Below are 15,013 nucleotides of genomic sequence, written 5' to 3'. Positions count from 1 at the left end.
AGAGGCGCACGGCGGCCTCGCTCCCGCCTCCCGCGGGCGAGGGCGAGACGGTCAGAGCGGGTCGCCGAGCGGGCCGTACTCCTCCTCCAGGGCGTTCGCCCAGTGGGCGGCGAAGTCCGGCTGGGTGCCGTCCGCGTCGGTGAAGCCGTACTCCTTGTACAGCCCCCAGGTGGCCAGGGCGCGTCCGGTCTTGGCCATGATGCCGGGGTCGGCGGCCAGGGCGGCGACGGCCCGTCCCAGGTACGCGGGGGTCTCGGAGTGGGCGAAGTTCGGATCCTTCGCCACCGCGTCCCGCCAGTTGGCCTCGGTCACGCCGAAGTGGTCGAGCAGCGCCTCCGAGCGCAGGAAACCGGGCGTGACGGCGACGGCCGCGACGCCGTACGGCTTCAGCTCCGCGGCCTGGGCGACGGCGAGGCGGATCACGGTGGACTTGGCGATGTCGTAGAAGAACGAGCCGCGATAGCGGGCGGTGTTGCCGTCGGTGACCTCCACGACCAGGCCGCTCCGGCGGGCGACCATCAGCGGGAGCGCGAACCGGCTCGTGACGATGTGGGTCTCCACGGCCCGGCGCAGCAGCCGCAGGCCGGTGTCGAGGTCCTGCTCCCACAGGGGATGCTCCCAGTCGGTCAGCGCGTCGCCACCCCACACCGAGTTGACCAGGACGTCGAGCCGCCCGTCCTGCTCGGCGGCGATCCGGTCGACCAGGGCGCGGACCTCCTCGGGGTCGCTGTGGTCGGTCCGGACGGCGATGCCGGTGCCGCCGGCCGCGGTGACCCGCGCGGCGGTCTCCTCGACGGTCTCGGGGCGGTCCAGGTCGGAGCGGCCGGCCGTGCTGCTGCGCCCGGTGACGTAGACCGTGGCGCCCGCGGCCCCGAGCTCGACGGCGATGCCGCGCCCGCCGCCCCGCGTGCCTCCCGCGACCAGGGCGACCTTCCCGGCGAGCGGCTGTCTGTCGTTCAATGCTTCTCCTTCGAACGGATATGGGGCGCCAGGAGGGCGGTGACCGCCCCCCGGAGCCGCTCCGGCAGCGTGCCCCGCCGGTCGAGGGCCCACGTCAGGCCGGTGCCGGCGATCAACGCCTGGACGGACTCGGCCAGCGCGGCGGTGTCGGTGCCGGTCCGCAGATCTCCCTCGGCCACCGCCTCGTCCAGCAGGGCCAGGATGGCCCTTCGCTGCGCCTCGTGGACGGCCAGGGCGTACTCGTGCAGCTGCGGATCGGTGAGGTCCATGCACAGGAACGCCAGGTGATTGGCGAACCGCTCCGGGGTGTCCATGAGGGCCATCGACTCCTCGGCCAGCGCCAGGAGCGCCGCCACCGGGGAGGGACGCCCCTGCCGCAGCCGCTCGTGGTGTGCCTCAGCGTCGTGCGCGGACTGCCTCGCCAGCGCCACCAGCAGACCGCGTTTCGACCCGAAGCGCTGCACGAGCGTGCCGGGCACGAGCCCCACCTCGTCGGCGACCGCGGCGAGGGTCAGCCCGCCGGGACCCACCCGGCCGATCACCTCGGCCGCCGCGCGCAGGATCACCGAATCGTCCACTCCGCGGGGACGTCCCGCCACCGGACCCTCCCTTTTATAAATGCCTGTTCATTTATTAATACCGTCGTCCGGCCTCTCCTGGCAAACGCGGCGGCATGATCCCGGCGGATCGGGGCAGTTCGCTCGTTCGTGAGAGGGACTGCGTACGGTGAAGCCATGAGTGATTCCGGGCCCGGGCTGCCCCGGACGGGCCGGTCGATGCGGGAGCGGACGTCCGCGCTCCTCACCGGCGCCCTCGGCAGCGCGATCCTGATGATCGTGCTCGTCTCGGTGATGTGGGCGATCGAGATCGTCGACTACATGGAAAGCGGTCGGCTCGACAGATATGGCATCGTCGCCCACGAGCCGGACGGCCTGCCCGGGATCCTGTTCGCACCGTTCCTGCACGCCGGGTTCGCCCATCTGATGGCGAACTCGCTGCCGCTGCTCATCCTGGGGTTCGTGGCCGCAATCCGGGGGATCGGCAGGTTCCTCGCGGCGAGCCTGATCATCATTCTGGTCAGCGGTCTGGGCGTGTGGTTCACCAGCCCGCCGGACACACTGACGATCGGCGCGAGCGGCCTCGTCTTCGGATATTTCGGTTATGTCGTGGCCCGGGGGTTGTTCGACCGCCGGGCCCTCGACATCGTGCTCGGCGTCGTGGTCGCCGTGGCGTACTACTCGATCCTGTGGGGAGCCCTGCCCACCCAGCCGGGCGTCTCCTGGCAGGGCCACCTGTTCGGCCTCATCGGCGGCGTGATCGCCGCCTGGCTGCTACGCCGCCGCAGGACCTGACCCGCGAACGGCTCAGGAGCCGGGGGGCGGGGTGGCGGTCCCGATGTCGAACGCCGTGGGGTCGTCGACGACCCGGCAGGGCTTGACGGGCCCTTCCGTCAGCCGGCCCGCGAACTGTCCGGCGACTCCGGGATGCTCGACGTCCGGCGCCACCGGGTTCTCGTTGACCTCGATCATGACGATCTGCCCCGGCTCGATGAACTCGGGGTAGATGGTGATGCCGTTCTTCGTCTGGATCGCCTTGCTCGACGCCAGGTTCTCCGCCTGCCTCCGGATGCGTGCCTGCACGGCCGGGTCGGGGCTCTCCAGTTCCTCCTTCGTGAAGGAGGTGCGGTCGCCGGCCACGAAGGGGGCGCGCCCGTCGGCGCACCTCTTGCCCAGCGGCAGATACGTGATGTCGGCCTGGATGCCCAGTTTCGCCAGGTCCCTCTCCACCTGGCCGGGATCCCGGAACTCGTTGATGCGCAGGCTGATCGAGCCGTCCGGGTGCTTCGTCAGCGCGTACGCCGGGGCCTGCTGCCCGGCCACGAGCGGCGCGGCGACGGCCGCGGCCGTGGCGGCGGCGACGATCCCGGCGCCGGCCAGGAGGCGGGTCCGGACGCTCCGTCGCCTCGGTGCGCGCGCCCGCACCTCCCGTGCCGCGATCTCCGCCTTGAGCTGCGCGAGCAGCCTGTCCTCGAACGTGTCGTTCACTTCGTTCCTCCGATCAGTTCGATGACTCCCGGAAAGCGCTGGACCTGCCTGCGGGCGCGGTGCAGCCTGACCCGGGCGGTGCCCTGCCTGATGCCGAGCGCGGCGGCGGCCTCGGCGGGGCTGAGCCCGTCCACGGCCACGAGTTCCAGCAGCGCGCGGTCGCCGGCCGGCAGGTCGGCCATCGCCTCCAGCGCGAGACGGGCCGGCGACTCGGCGTCGACCCGTTCCTCCAGGCGGGCGATGTCGTCGGCGTCGAGCAGGCGGCGGCCGGCGATCCTGCTGGTGGCGCGCAACTCCCTCGCCGTACGGCGGCGCTGCGCCAGCACGGTGTTGCGCGCCACGCCGTACAGCCAGGCGATCTCGCTGCCCCTGTCCGGGCGGTAGGTGTGCGCGGAATCCAGCACGGCGAGGAACACCTCGGCCGTGAGGTCGGCGACGGTGTGCGGATCGTCCGCCCGCCTGGCCAGGAACCGCGTCACGGCGTCGACGTGCCGCCGGTAGAAGGCTTCGAACGCGTCGGGATCACGGGCGAAGTCCGCCGGATCCGTCTGTTTACGGCGCACCGGCGCTCCCCTCGGTCGTGTGACAGAACACAACCCTGCTTGGACGAAGCACCTTGAGGCGTTACAAACCGAAGGAAAAGAAAAAGCCGACGGTCCGGAGACCGTCGGCGAGAACGGCGGCCGCCGCGACATGCGTACGCCTGACGTGCCGGACCCGTGGGCAGGGCCCGGCACGTCAGGATCGCGGCCTCCGCCCGATCAGACGGGGATCGGCCGACGCAGCACGAGGCCGTACATCGCCGCGGCGACGAGGGCGAGCACCCCGGCCGCGAGCAGGGCGAGGCCGAAGCTGCCCGAGGCGTCGACGATCATGCCGGTCGTGATGGGCGCCACCGCGCCGCCGAGGAAACCGCCGAAGTTCTGGATGCTTCCGACAGACCCGACGAACCGCTGGGTGCGCACCACGTCGGTCGCCAGCGCCCAGATGGACGGTCCGGTCAGGCTGTAGGTGAACATGCCGATCGTGAGCAGCGTCACGGCGAGCACGGCCCCGCTGGTGGTGGCCGTCGCGAGCAGCGCCAGCGCGGTCAGCAGCGCACCGCCCGCGATGGTGTACCGGCGGGCGTCGATGCGCGGGATGCGGGCGGCCAGCGAGTCGGAGAACCGGCCGCCGACGAGCGCGCCCACCGCACCCGCGATGTACGGCAGCGCGGCCACCAGGCCGGCGTTCTCGATGGTGAACCCGCGGTCGGTCTGGAGATAGGTGGGCAGCCAGGTGATGTAGAACCAGAAGAGGTACTGCAGCGCGAAGTCACCGATGATCATCGTCCAGAGGGACCGGTGGCGGAAGAGCGACACCCATTCCCGGCTGGTGACCGGCGCGTCGGCGGCGGGCGCGGCGTCGTCCCCCTGTCCGCCCCGGATGTGCGCCAGCTCGGACGCGCTGAGCCAGGGGTGCTTCTCCGGCGATCGGTAGACGGCCAGCCAGCCGACGACGCCGATCACGCCGAGGAGCCCGAGCAGGACGAACATCGCGCGCCAGCCGAAGGCGAGCATGAGCGCTGTCGCCACCGGGGGAGAGGCGGCGAGGCCGACCTGCGTGCCGGCGATCATCATGGAGGTGGCGGTGCCCTTCTCCGATCTGTGGAACCACGTGCCGATGCCCTTCACGGCGGCAGGGAACATCGGAGCCTCACTCACCCCCAGCCCGACCCGGGCCGCGACGAAGGTGGCGACGGTGTGCATCGCGCCGGTGACGGCGCAGCAGATCGACCAGGCGCCGATGGCGAAGGTCATGATGACGCGGGGGCCGAAGCGGTCGACGAGCCACCCGGACGGCAGGTTCATCACCGCGTAGGGCCAGACGAACGCCGAGAGGATCACCCCCGACGTGGTCGCATTGAATCCGAGATCCTCGCGGATGTCGGGCATCGCGACGGACAGGGCGCCGCGGTCGATGTAGTTGATGATGGCGAGTAGTGTGATGACAACCGCGATGATCCAGCGCACCCGGCCGCGTCTGGCCGGTGCGCCCGAGGGAGTCTCGGCGGCTGCTCGAGGGATGGGGCTGTGAGCCATGTGGTTCCTCGTTCCACGGACGGCAGTGGGTCGGCGTGCGGTCGTTCGGGGACGCGGGAGCGAGCCGCGTACCCCGGACGACCGCTTGGGGGGCGTTCGACGCGGTCCTGCTCAGCCGATCTTGTGCAGGTCCGCCGCCGTCAGGATCCGCTCCACCTCGGCGCGTTCGGCGTCGTTCAGCGGGAGCAGCGGGTCGCAGGTCGTGTCGCCGCCGATGACGCCGCGAGCCACGAGCGCCGCCTTGAACGAGCTGATGGTGGCGCTGAAGCCGCTGATCCGGTCGCCCGCGACCTGGGTGATGTAGCGCAGCCGGGCCAGCCGGTCCTGCTCCGCGCGGGCGTCCGTCCAGCGTCCCTCGACCGCGGCGGTGTAGAGCCGTACGAACCCGTGGGGGTCGACGTTGCCCATTCCCACGATCATCCCGGCGGCGCCCTGGAGGAGGGCGCTGTCGCAGGTGACGTCGGAACCGGTGATGACCGAGAAGCCGTCGATGCCCGAGGTCTCGTCGATGAGACGGCGGAAGGAGGTCTCCTCGCCGCTGGTGTCCTTGACGGCGACGATCACGCCGTCCTCGGCCAGCTTGAGCGTGGTCTGCCAGGCCAGCTTGCTGTGGACCTTGCTCGGGATGTCGTACGCCACGAGGGGGACGGAGACCGCGTCGGCGACCTGCCGGAAATGCCGGTCGATCTCCGCCTGGGTGACCTCCCCGTAGAACGGGGGAGTGATCACTATCCCGTCGGCTCCCGCGCGTTCGACGGCCTTGGCGTTGTCGACGGCGCGGGCGGTGCCGATGTCGCTGGCGCCGGCGAGCACCGGAACGCGCCCGCCCACGGCCTCGGTGACGACGTCGAGGACCTGGTCACGCCGGGCCGGCGTGAGGTATGGCCCCTCGCCGCCCGTGCCGAGCGCGAAGACGACGTGCACCCCCGCGTCGATCACGAAGTCGACGAGGCGGCGCAGGGACGGGACGTCGACCTCCTGGTCGGCGTCGAGCGGCGTGACGATCGGGGGGATGACCCCGTGAACGCGAAGCGCGGGCTTGCCCATGGTTCTCCAGTCGGTGATGGTGTTTGGCCGGAAGTGGTGTGCCGAGCCGCCGTGGCGAACGCCGCGGCTCAGCCCCACGACGCCTCGCTCATGGGCCGCAGCGCGGTCTCCAGGATGCGGAAGTGCCTCGGCCGGGACAGGCAGTAGACGATGAGGTCGGCGATGTCGTCCGCCGTCATCATCGCCTTCACCTGAGGACTGTCCGGGGTCCGGCCCCGGCCGTCGTCCATGGCGAAGTCGGTGTACACGCCGCCGGGACAGATGTTGGTGCACCGGATGCCGAGCTCGCGCAGTTCGTTGTCGAGCGCCCTGGTGAGGCCGACCTGGGCGAACTTCGAGGCGCTGTAGACGGCCTCGCCGGGCAGGCCGCGCCGGCCCGCCTCGCTCGCCACCGTGATGACGTCGCCCTCCCCGTGTTCGAGCAGGTACGGCAGGGCGGCCCGCAGCAGGTAGACCGTGCCGCGCACGTTGGTGTCGATCATCTCCTCGATGTGGCGGTCGGGCACGTCGAGGAACTTCCCGTAGCTGCCGACGCCCGCGTTCGCGACGACGACGTCGAGCCGCCCGAAGCGCTCGGCGGCGGCGGCCACGAAGGCGTCCACCTGCTGCTTGTCCCGCACGTCGCAACTGCCGGCGTACACGCCGTCGAGGCCGAGGTCGGCGCCGCGCCTCGACGCGAGAGCGAGCCGTGCGCCTTCGGCGTGCAGGCGGCGGGCGAGCGCTGCTCCGATGCCCGCGCTGGCTCCGGTGATCAGTACCACGCGCCCGTCGAGGGTGCGGTCGGAAGACATGGATCTCCTTACGTTGCGGTAGGCGATTTGCCTGAGATAACGTTTTCTCGGATCGCAAGACCGATGTTTAGCAGTACGGCCCGTGGGCGTGTCAAGACCCTGCTAGAAACCTGGTGGTAACCGAACAGAAACGGAGGTCCGGTGCGAGACGGGACACGTGTCACGATGCGCGACGTGGCGGCCGCGGCCGGTGTTTCCGTGCCGACGGTGTCTCGCGTGCTCAACGGGGCCGCGACGGTGGATCCCGAACTCTCGGCCCGGGTCCGCAAGGCCGCCGATCGTCTCGGGTATCGGCCCAACGCGATCGCCAGGGCGCTGCGCAGCAGCGTGTCGCACACCTTCGGGCTGGTCATCCCGGATATCGCCAACCCGTTCTTCCCGAGGCTCGTCAAGGCCGTCGAGCAGCGGCTGCGCGGGTCCGGCTACGTCCTGCTCCTGGCCGACGCGCAGAACGACGTGGCGGTCGAACGCGAGGTGATCGCGGACCTCCTGCAACGCAGCGTCGACGCGCTGTTGGTGTCCCCGTGTGATCGGGAGCGCAGCGCTTCCGCCATGCTGGCGGCGGCCGCCGAGATCCCGGTCGTGCAGATCGACCGCCGTGCCACGGCCGAGCTGCCGTGGGTGGGGGCCGACCAATGGGGCGCCATCCATGACGTGCTCCGGCACCTGGTCGCGGCGGGAGTGCGCCGCCCCGCGTTCATCGGCCCGCTGACCACGGAGTCGCCCGCGCTGGAGCGGCTCCGCGCCTTCGCCGAGGTGCCGGTGGGCGAGCTCGAAGGCTGGGACCGGCCCACCTTCACCTGCCCGTCCGACGTGGCGGCGGCCCGCGCGCTGACCGCGGAGATCCTCGCCACCCGGCCGGACATCGACGCGCTGGTCTGCGGGAACGACGTCATCGCCTTCGGGGCGCTGGAGATCTGCCGCCGGGCAGGCCGGTCCGACATCGCCGTAACCGGTTTCGACGAGACGTTCCTGGCCGAGGCGAGCGGTCTCACCAGCGTCGAGCAGCCGCTGTCCGCGCTCGCGGAAACCGCCATCCGGCTCTGCCTCGGAGCGGGCGGGGAGGCCGGGGACGGCGCGGGCGGCGCCGAGGGCGAGGGCCGGCGCGAGCGGGCCGGTCAGGCACGCGAGCAGGTCAGGCACGCCTGCCGGGTCGTGGCGCGGGGGTCCACCACGAGTGGGGCCACCGTCTGAACGGTGTGACACCCGCCGAGTCACCCGCGGATTCACGGGCGAGCCCGGGATCGCGGGGCCCGTCCGCCTACCACGACGAGGGCGGGGCCGCGCATGACGACGAGGGGCGGGGCCGCGTTCCGGCCCCGCCCCTCACATCGTCACGCGGGTTTCGTGGTGGTCGGGCTCAGAGCCGCTCGACCACGTAGTCGACGCAGGAGGTCAGCGCCTCGATGTCGGCGGGGTCGATCGCCGGGAACATCGCGATGCGCAGCTGGTTGCGGCCGAGCTTGCGGTAGGGCTCGGTGTCCACGATGCCGTTGGCCCGCAGCACCTTCGCGACCGCCGCGGCGTCCACGGCGTCGTCGAAGTCGATGGTCCCGACGACGTTGGAGCGCTGCGCCGGGTCGGTCACGAACGGCGTGGTGTACGACGTCTTCTCGGCCCAGGTGTACAGCCGCGAGGCGGAGTCGGCCGACCGGGCGGTGGTCCACGCGAGGCCGCCCTGGGCGTTCATCCAGTCGATCTGGTCGGCCAGCAGGAACAGCGTGGCGACCGCCGGGGTGTTGTACGTCTGGTCCTTGACCGAGTTGTCGATGGCGGTCGGCAGGCTGAAGAACTCGGGGACGAACCGGCCGCTCTCGGCGATCTCCGTCACCCGGGCCAGCGCCTTCGGCGAGAACAACGCGATCCACAGGCCGCCGTCGGAGGCGAAGCTCTTCTGCGGGGCGAAGTAGTAGACGTCGAACTCCTCGGCGGAGACCGGCAGGCCGCCGGCGCCGCTGGTGGCGTCCACGAGGACGAGCGACTCGTCGTCCGCGCCACCGCTGGTCGGCCGCTTGATGGGCATCGCGACGCCGGTGGAGGTCTCGTTGTGGGTGAGCGCGTAGACGTCCACGCCCTCCTCGGCGACCGGCAGCGGGTGGCTGCCCGGCTCCGACTTGATCACGGAGGGGTCGGCGAGCCAGGGGGCCTTCTTCGCGACCGTCGCGAACTTCGAGGAGAACTCCCCGAAGTGAAGGTGCTGCGACTTCTCCCGGATCAGCCCGAACGAGGCGATGTCCCAGAACGCCGTGGTGCCGCCGTTGCCCAGCACGACCTCGTACCCCTCGGGGAGGGAGAACAGGTCGGTGAGCCCGGCGCGGACGCGGGCGACGAGGTTCTTCACCGGCTTCTGCCGGTGGGAGGTGCCCATCACCTTCGCCCCCGCGTCGGCGAGAGCGGCGAGCTGCTCGGGGCGTACCTTCGAGGGCCCGCAGCCGAAGCGGCCGTCGGCGGGCTTGATGTCAGCGGGAATCACGATGTCAGCCACGGTTCAAGCGTAGTGAGACCTGCGGATGCTCTAGACCATGGTCCGGATCGTGAGACATCATGGTCCCGTTTTAAGATCACGCACCACCTCAAGAATGGACTCCGCCCCCCGGGAGACATCCGCGTGGCCGACCCGCACGCCGTCATCGAGGCCCTGGTTCGCAGGCCGTTCTTCTGGCGCCCCGACCGCCCCCTGCCGCTCGTCCTCGTCGTCGGCCGCGACGGCGGCGCCTTCGACGCGGCCCGGCGGCTCGCCGCGCCCTTCGAGGACTCCCTCCCGCAGGCCACGGTCAGGGCGGGGGAGTACGACACCCTCCGCGAGCTGGTCGAGGCGCTCGCGGGAGAGCACGGCCAGCTCGGCAAGCCCGTCGGCGGCTCGTTCCTGCCCCCGCCGCGGTTCCCGCTCGTCCAGTTCGTGCTGTGGGCGCGCCGCCAGCGCGAGGAGCCGCCTCCCGGGGAACCGGTCGACGTGCCCGGCCGGGCCTGGCCGCCCGACCCCCAGTCGCGTACGGGCCAGGAGGAGTTCAAGGACCGGCTCAAGGACTGGCGCAGGGGCAGGTACGGCGGGGACCGGGGGCGCAGGACCGCGGCGGACTTCCTCGGCCGCGCGGCCACCACCTGGGTGCCGGTGGGCACGCTCGCCGCCTGGTGGCTCGGCGGCGCCTCCGACCTGGTCGGTTTGATCCCGTGGGCGCTCGGCGTGCTCGTCGCCGTCGTCGGCACGTTGATCCAGGCCATGCTGTCGATCCGCGGGTCCTTCTTCAACGGCTGGTTCAGGAAGCAGCCGTACCTGGCCAGGAAGCCCTTCGAACGCCTGCCGAAGTACGCGCTGCGCATCGCCAACGCGAGCGAGGCGGAGGTCGAGCGGCTGCTCGTCCACGCCTTGTGCCAGGACCTGCGCCAGGCGTACCAGAAGTGGCTGATCCCGTGGCCGAGCTGGGGGCGCGGCCTGTACGCGATGCTGGTCCTCGACGCGCGGTGGTCCGGCGACGTCAACGAGCGGTTCCTGCGCACCCTGGAGGAGACGGTCGAGGAGACCGGGCTGCTGCCGCCGCTCCTGGTGCTGGCCGCGGTGCCCGAGTCGTTCGCTCCGGGCCGCCGGCCGGTCACCGCGGGCCGGCTGTCGGACCTGTCCGCGCTGGTGGCGGCGTGGCGGACGGCGGCGCGGCGGCGGGTGCCGCCGCTGCGGCTGATGGTGAGCGCGCCCGCGATCCCGCTGGACGACGACCACCGGCCGCGCCTGCTGGGCAGCCGGATGCGGGCGATCGGCTACTGGTGCGTGATGGCGCTGCTGCTCATCGGGCCTGTCGTCCTGCTCGGGCGCATCCAGCAGGACCGCAACGCGCACTGCGGCGGCCTGTCCTGGGTCGAGCGCATCGGCAAGGAGTGCGTCGGCGTCGTGAACGCCGACGGGCCCACCCCGGACGGGCTCTTCCCGTCGAGCGAGATAACGCGGCTCGTCGCCCGGATCGACCACAACAACGCGCTGGCCAGGGAGGCCGGGACCTACGTGAGCGTGGTGCTGTTCGGCGAGTATTCCGTCGCGGAGAACCAGAAGGACAGCGCCTTCGTGGGGGCCCGGGCGGAGTTGACGGCCGTGGAGGAGTACCAGCGCGGCGTCTCCGGCGCGCCCCGCCTCCAGGTGCTGGTGGCCAATGCCGGCACGAACTTCCACCAGGGGCGGCGCACGGCGGAGCTGGTCAGCGAGATGGCGGCAGAGGATCCCCGCGTGCTGGGGGTGATCGGCTTCCAGCGCAGCGTCCTCGGCGTCGAGGAGGCCATCCGGACGCTGCACACGGCGAAGATCCCGATGCTGGTGACCACCGCGACCGCCGACCGGCTCGGCTACCTGCCGGACGACCCCGCCCGGCCCGGGTCCGGCTACCCCTCGCCGTACGTGTTCCGCCTGGGGCCGTCGAACCAGCGGCAGGCGCGGCTGGCCGCCAGGTTCGCCCGCGACCGGCTCCTCGACCGTGTGCCCAAGCCGTCCGCGGTGGTCGTCCAGGACCAGACGGATGTCGACAAGTACACGAACAACCTCGCCAAGGACTACGCGAACGAGGCTCGGACGGTGGGGATCACGGTCAGCGACCTTGTCACGTACCAGAACCAGGGCACGGGCATGGACCTGGCGGTGAGCCAGGCCTGCGGTCACGGGCCCGACCTGCTGCTCTACGCGGGGCGCGCGGCCGACTTCCTCGCCTTCCTCCGCTATGTCGAGGGCAAGGACTGCGGCAAGGAGCCGATCACGGTCCTCGCGGGCGACGACGTCATCAAGGCGGTGGCCAACAGCGGCGCGGAGATCGGCGACTACCGGCGCGTCCAGGTCTACTACGCGGCGCTGGCGAGCCGCGAGCTGTGGCGGGACGGCGCCGCGGCGCCGACGGGCTTCGTGCAGAGCCTGCTGGGCGGCCGGCACGCGAAGGAGTCCGACGACAACCTCATCCTCAGCTACGACGCCGCCAAGCTCTTCTACGAGCGCGTCAACGCGGCCTACCGGGACGGGCTGCCCAGCAGGGGAGACGTGCTCTACCAGATCTCCCTCGTCTCCCCGCGCGACAGGTGGAACGGTTCGAGCGGGGTGATCTCCTTCGACGCCGCGACCCACGAGCCCGAGGACAAGGCCATCGCGATCCTGAAGGTGAGCGGCTCGGGCAGGTCCGAGGTCTCGGTCCGCTGTGGGCGCCTGGCGACCACCGAGCCCGAGGACACCAAGGAGATCTGCCGGAACCTCGACGGAGACGTCAGGGAGCGCGCGGCCCGGAACGCTCCGGCGGCGGTCCCGACCACGGGCTCCTCCGCGAGCCCGTCCGAGAGCCCGTCCGAGAGCCCGCGCGAGGACGCCGCCGGCCCCGGCCGGTGACAGGGGCGCCCGGTGACACAGGGGCGCCGGGTGACACAGGGGCGCCCGGTGACGCGGAAACGGCCCGCCCCGGAAGGAGCGGGCCGTCAAGGGTGCTGACGGTGCGCGGGCGGGCCCGGCGGCCTCTCGGAGCTTGTGGCACGCCGCAGGGCCGCGACCCGCGCGGCGGCTCAGACCTTGCCGATGACCTCGGCGGCGCCGGGCACCTCGTTGATGGAGCGCTGCTTCGGGCCCACGTAGTCGGCGCTGGGGCGGACCAGCCTGCCCGTGCGCTTCTGCTCCAGGATGTGGGCGGCCCAGCCGGCGGTCCGGGCGCAGGTGAACATCGAGGTGAACATGTTCGACGGCACCTCGGCGAAGTCGAGGACCACCGCGGCCCAGTACTCCACGTTGGTCGCGAGGACCCGGTCCGGCTTTCGGGCGTGCAGCTCCTCGAGCGCGGCGGTCTCCAGCGCGGCCGCGACCTCGTAGCGCGGCGCGCCCAGCTCCTTGGCCGTACGGCGCAGCACGCGGGCGCGCGGGTCCTCGGCCCGGTAGACCCGGTGGCCGAAGCCCATGAGCCGCTGGCCCTTGTCCAGCTCGCTCTGGACGTACTTGCGGGCGTCGCCCATCTTCTCGACGCCCTCGATCATGTGCAGCACCCGCGCGGGCGCGCCGCCGTGCAGCGGGCCGGACATCGCGCCGACCGCGCCCGACAGGGCGGCCGCCACGTCGGCGCCGGTGGAGGCGATCACGCGGGCGGTGAACGTCGAGGCGTTCATGCCGTGCTCGGCAGCCGACGTCCAGTACGCGTCGATGGCCTTCACGTGCTTGGGATCGGGCTCACCGCGCCAGCGGACCATGAAACGCTCGACGATGCTCTCGGCCTCGTCGACGCGCTTCTGCGGGACCATGGGCAGGCCCAGGCCGCGGGCCGACTGCGCGACGAAGGACAGAGCGGTCACCGAGGCGCGTGCGAGATCGTCGCGGGCCTGGTCGTCGTCGATGTCGAGCAGCGGGCGGAAGCCGTACGAAGGCGCCAGCATGGCCAGCGCGCTCTGTACGTCTACTCGGATGTCGCCGGAATGGACGGGAAGTGGGTACGGCTCCGCCGGGGGCAGGCCCGGCTGGAACGTGTTGTCGACGAGCAGGCCCCAGACGTGTCCATAGGAGACGTTGCCCACGAGCTCTTCGATGTCGACGCCCCGGTATCGCAGGGCGCCCCCTTCTTTGTCCGGTTCCGCGATCTCGGTCTCGAACGCCACCACGCCTTCGAGCCCGGGTTTGAAGTCGGACATTCTCGGCCGCCTCCCTCTCTTGTGAAGTCCAGAGCCTTGATGTCGAGATACCGGCGGGTCAATTTAACCCGCAGCGCCCGACTGTCGCGCCCCCGGCCCTACCCAACGGGGTTCTCCCTGGTAGGGGCCACCGAGCAAGACGTACGCCAAGCAGGCGAGAATACCTATCCGTGGACAGCGCTTCGCACCTCCCCGGGCTCCGGCACAGCTACGAAGGTGAGCCCCTGCTCGAATCCGGCATGGCCGCCGACCCGGTGACACAGTTCGCGCTGTGGTTCGCGGACGCGGTCGCCGCGGGCCTGCCCGAACCGAACGCCATGGTCGTCGCCACCAGCTCCGCCGGTGGCCGTCCCTCCGCCCGCACCGTCCTCCTCAAGGGCTTCGACGAGCGCGGGTTCGTCTTCTTCACCAACTACGAGTCTCGCAAGGGCCGCGACCTCGGTGAGAACCCGCGGGCCTGCCTGCTGTTCCCGTGGCATCCCATCAGGCGGCAGGTCCGCGTGGAGGGCTCCGTCGTACGGCTCCCGCGCGAGGACAGCGCCGCCTACTTCCACTCTCGCCCGTACGGCTCCCGCATCGGCGCGTGGGCCTCCCGTCAGTCGGCGGTCGTGGAGTCGCGGGAGCAGCTCGACGCCAGGTTCCGGGAGCTGGCCGAGCGCTGGCCGCAGGACCCGCCGCTGCCGGACTTCTGGGGCGGCTTCCGGGTGGTGCCCGCGGAGGTCGAGTTCTGGCAGGGCCAGACCGACCGCATGCACGACCGGCTCCGCTATCGCCGGACCGGCGCGGCCTGGACGCTGGAGCGCCTGGCTCCCTGACGCCGGTCAGGGCAGCCCGGCCGCGACCTTGAGATCGGTGAGGAAACCGGAGTAGGCCTCGTCCCGGTCGGGCGAGCGCAGGATCGCCGAGGGGTGGATCGTCGCCACGTAGTAGGCCCCCTCGCGCCGGGGGACCGGCTCTCCCCGGTGCCTGGTGACGCGGAAGTCCGGGCCCAGCAGGGCCCGGGCGGCCGTGGCCCCCAGCACCACGGTCACGTCCGGGTCCACCAGGCGCATCTCGGCCTCCAGCCAGGGCCGGCAGGCGTTGATCTCCCCCACGGTGGGCTTCTGGTGGATCCTGCGTTTGCCGCGGGGCTCGTACTTGAAATGTTTGACCGCGTTGGTCACGTACACCGCCTCGCGCTCGATGCCCGCCTCTTCGAGGGCCTTGTCGAGCAGGCGCCCCGCGGGCCCGACGAACGGCGCCCCCTCGCGGTCCTCCTGGTCGCCCGGCTGCTCGCCGACCAGCATGAACCGCGCGTCGGGAACGCCCTCGCCGAAGACCGTCTGCGTGGCGGCGCGGTAGAGGTCGCAGCCCTCGCAGTGTCGCGCGGCCTCCCTGAGCGCGGGCAGGCTGATCTCCGCCGGAAGGAATCGCTGGGCTCCGATGTTTCCCATCCTGGGTCGCTTCCCCAATAAGGTCGGCTGCG

The 15,013-nt window shown here is 71.6% G+C and carries 14 protein-coding genes; 4 read left to right on the top strand and 10 right to left on the bottom strand.

The genetic code is table 11. The annotated features are described in order from the left end of the window. Window positions 1-51: 51 nt before the first annotated feature. Window positions 52-960 (bottom strand): SDR family oxidoreductase, encoded by a 909-nt coding sequence (locus tag ABZ857_RS19345; protein ID WP_357044663.1) that lies wholly within the window; start codon window positions 958-960, stop codon window positions 52-54. Further along, window positions 957-1,559, bottom strand: a complete 603-nt coding sequence (locus ABZ857_RS19340; RefSeq protein WP_357044661.1) for a TetR/AcrR family transcriptional regulator — start codon at window positions 1,557-1,559, stop codon at window positions 957-959. Before ABZ857_RS19340 ends, ABZ857_RS19345 begins: the two co-directional genes overlap by 4 nt. 135 nt (window positions 1,560-1,694) lie before the next feature. On the opposite strand from ABZ857_RS19340, the gene ABZ857_RS19335 reads away from it, so the two are divergent. Continuing rightward, window positions 1,695-2,312, top strand: a complete 618-nt coding sequence (locus ABZ857_RS19335; protein ID WP_357044659.1) for a rhomboid family intramembrane serine protease — start codon at window positions 1,695-1,697, stop codon at window positions 2,310-2,312. 12 nt (window positions 2,313-2,324) lie between these two features. On the opposite strand, the gene ABZ857_RS19330 is transcribed toward ABZ857_RS19335, so the two are convergent. From ABZ857_RS19330 to ABZ857_RS19310, 5 genes are all read right to left on the bottom strand, one after another. Next, window positions 2,325-3,005, bottom strand: coding sequence for a hypothetical protein (locus ABZ857_RS19330; RefSeq protein ID WP_357044657.1), 681 nt, complete (start codon window positions 3,003-3,005; stop codon window positions 2,325-2,327). After that, window positions 3,002-3,568 (bottom strand): RNA polymerase sigma factor, encoded by a 567-nt coding sequence (locus tag ABZ857_RS19325; protein WP_357044655.1) that lies wholly within the window; start codon window positions 3,566-3,568, stop codon window positions 3,002-3,004. The genes ABZ857_RS19330 and ABZ857_RS19325 overlap by 4 nt, the downstream gene beginning before the upstream one ends. Before the next feature lie 198 nt (window positions 3,569-3,766). Further along, window positions 3,767-5,086: an MFS transporter gene (locus tag ABZ857_RS19320; protein ID WP_357044653.1), complete on the bottom strand. Its 1,320-nt coding sequence runs from the start codon at window positions 5,084-5,086 to the stop codon at window positions 3,767-3,769. Window positions 5,087-5,197: 111 nt separating this feature from the next. Further along, entirely contained in the window at window positions 5,198-6,133 is a 936-nt protein-coding gene (locus ABZ857_RS19315; protein ID WP_357044651.1) for a dihydrodipicolinate synthase family protein, read from the bottom strand. 68 nt (window positions 6,134-6,201) lie between these two features. Then, window positions 6,202-6,924: an SDR family oxidoreductase gene (locus tag ABZ857_RS19310; RefSeq protein WP_357044649.1), complete on the bottom strand. Its 723-nt coding sequence runs from the start codon at window positions 6,922-6,924 to the stop codon at window positions 6,202-6,204. Between the two features lie 141 nt (window positions 6,925-7,065). Between ABZ857_RS19310 and ABZ857_RS19305 the strand changes: the two genes are divergently transcribed. Next, complete coding sequence (locus tag ABZ857_RS19305) at window positions 7,066-8,118, top strand: LacI family DNA-binding transcriptional regulator (RefSeq protein WP_357044647.1); 1,053 nt, start codon at window positions 7,066-7,068, stop codon at window positions 8,116-8,118. A gap of 166 nt (window positions 8,119-8,284) precedes the next feature. On the opposite strand, the gene serC is transcribed toward ABZ857_RS19305, so the two are convergent. Further along, window positions 8,285-9,409, bottom strand: coding sequence for a phosphoserine transaminase (gene serC / locus ABZ857_RS19300; RefSeq protein WP_357044645.1), 1,125 nt, complete (start codon window positions 9,407-9,409; stop codon window positions 8,285-8,287). A gap of 123 nt (window positions 9,410-9,532) precedes the next feature. On the opposite strand from serC, the gene ABZ857_RS19295 reads away from it, so the two are divergent. Next, window positions 9,533-12,271, top strand: coding sequence for a hypothetical protein (locus ABZ857_RS19295; protein ID WP_357044643.1), 2,739 nt, complete (start codon window positions 9,533-9,535; stop codon window positions 12,269-12,271). Between the two features lie 170 nt (window positions 12,272-12,441). Here ABZ857_RS19295 and ABZ857_RS19290 read toward each other — a convergent pair whose 3' ends face one another. Further along, window positions 12,442-13,548, bottom strand: a complete 1,107-nt coding sequence (locus ABZ857_RS19290) for a citrate synthase 2 (protein ID WP_357044641.1) — start codon at window positions 13,546-13,548, stop codon at window positions 12,442-12,444. A gap of 170 nt (window positions 13,549-13,718) precedes the next feature. On the opposite strand from ABZ857_RS19290, the gene pdxH reads away from it, so the two are divergent. Next, window positions 13,719-14,363, top strand: coding sequence for a pyridoxamine 5'-phosphate oxidase (pdxH, locus tag ABZ857_RS19285; protein ID WP_142651141.1), 645 nt, complete (start codon window positions 13,719-13,721; stop codon window positions 14,361-14,363). A gap of 6 nt (window positions 14,364-14,369) precedes the next feature. On the opposite strand, the gene ABZ857_RS19280 is transcribed toward pdxH, so the two are convergent. Beyond that, window positions 14,370-14,981, bottom strand: coding sequence for a UdgX family uracil-DNA binding protein (locus tag ABZ857_RS19280; RefSeq protein ID WP_357044639.1), 612 nt, complete (start codon window positions 14,979-14,981; stop codon window positions 14,370-14,372). Between the last annotated feature and the right edge of the window lie 32 nt (window positions 14,982-15,013).

The organism is Microbispora sp. NPDC046933 (assembly GCF_040644635.1).
Taxonomy (GTDB): domain Bacteria; phylum Actinomycetota; class Actinomycetes; order Streptosporangiales; family Streptosporangiaceae; genus Microbispora.
The sequence above is the reverse complement of the archived record's forward strand: the minus strand, read 5'-3'. Positions and strand labels throughout refer to the sequence as shown.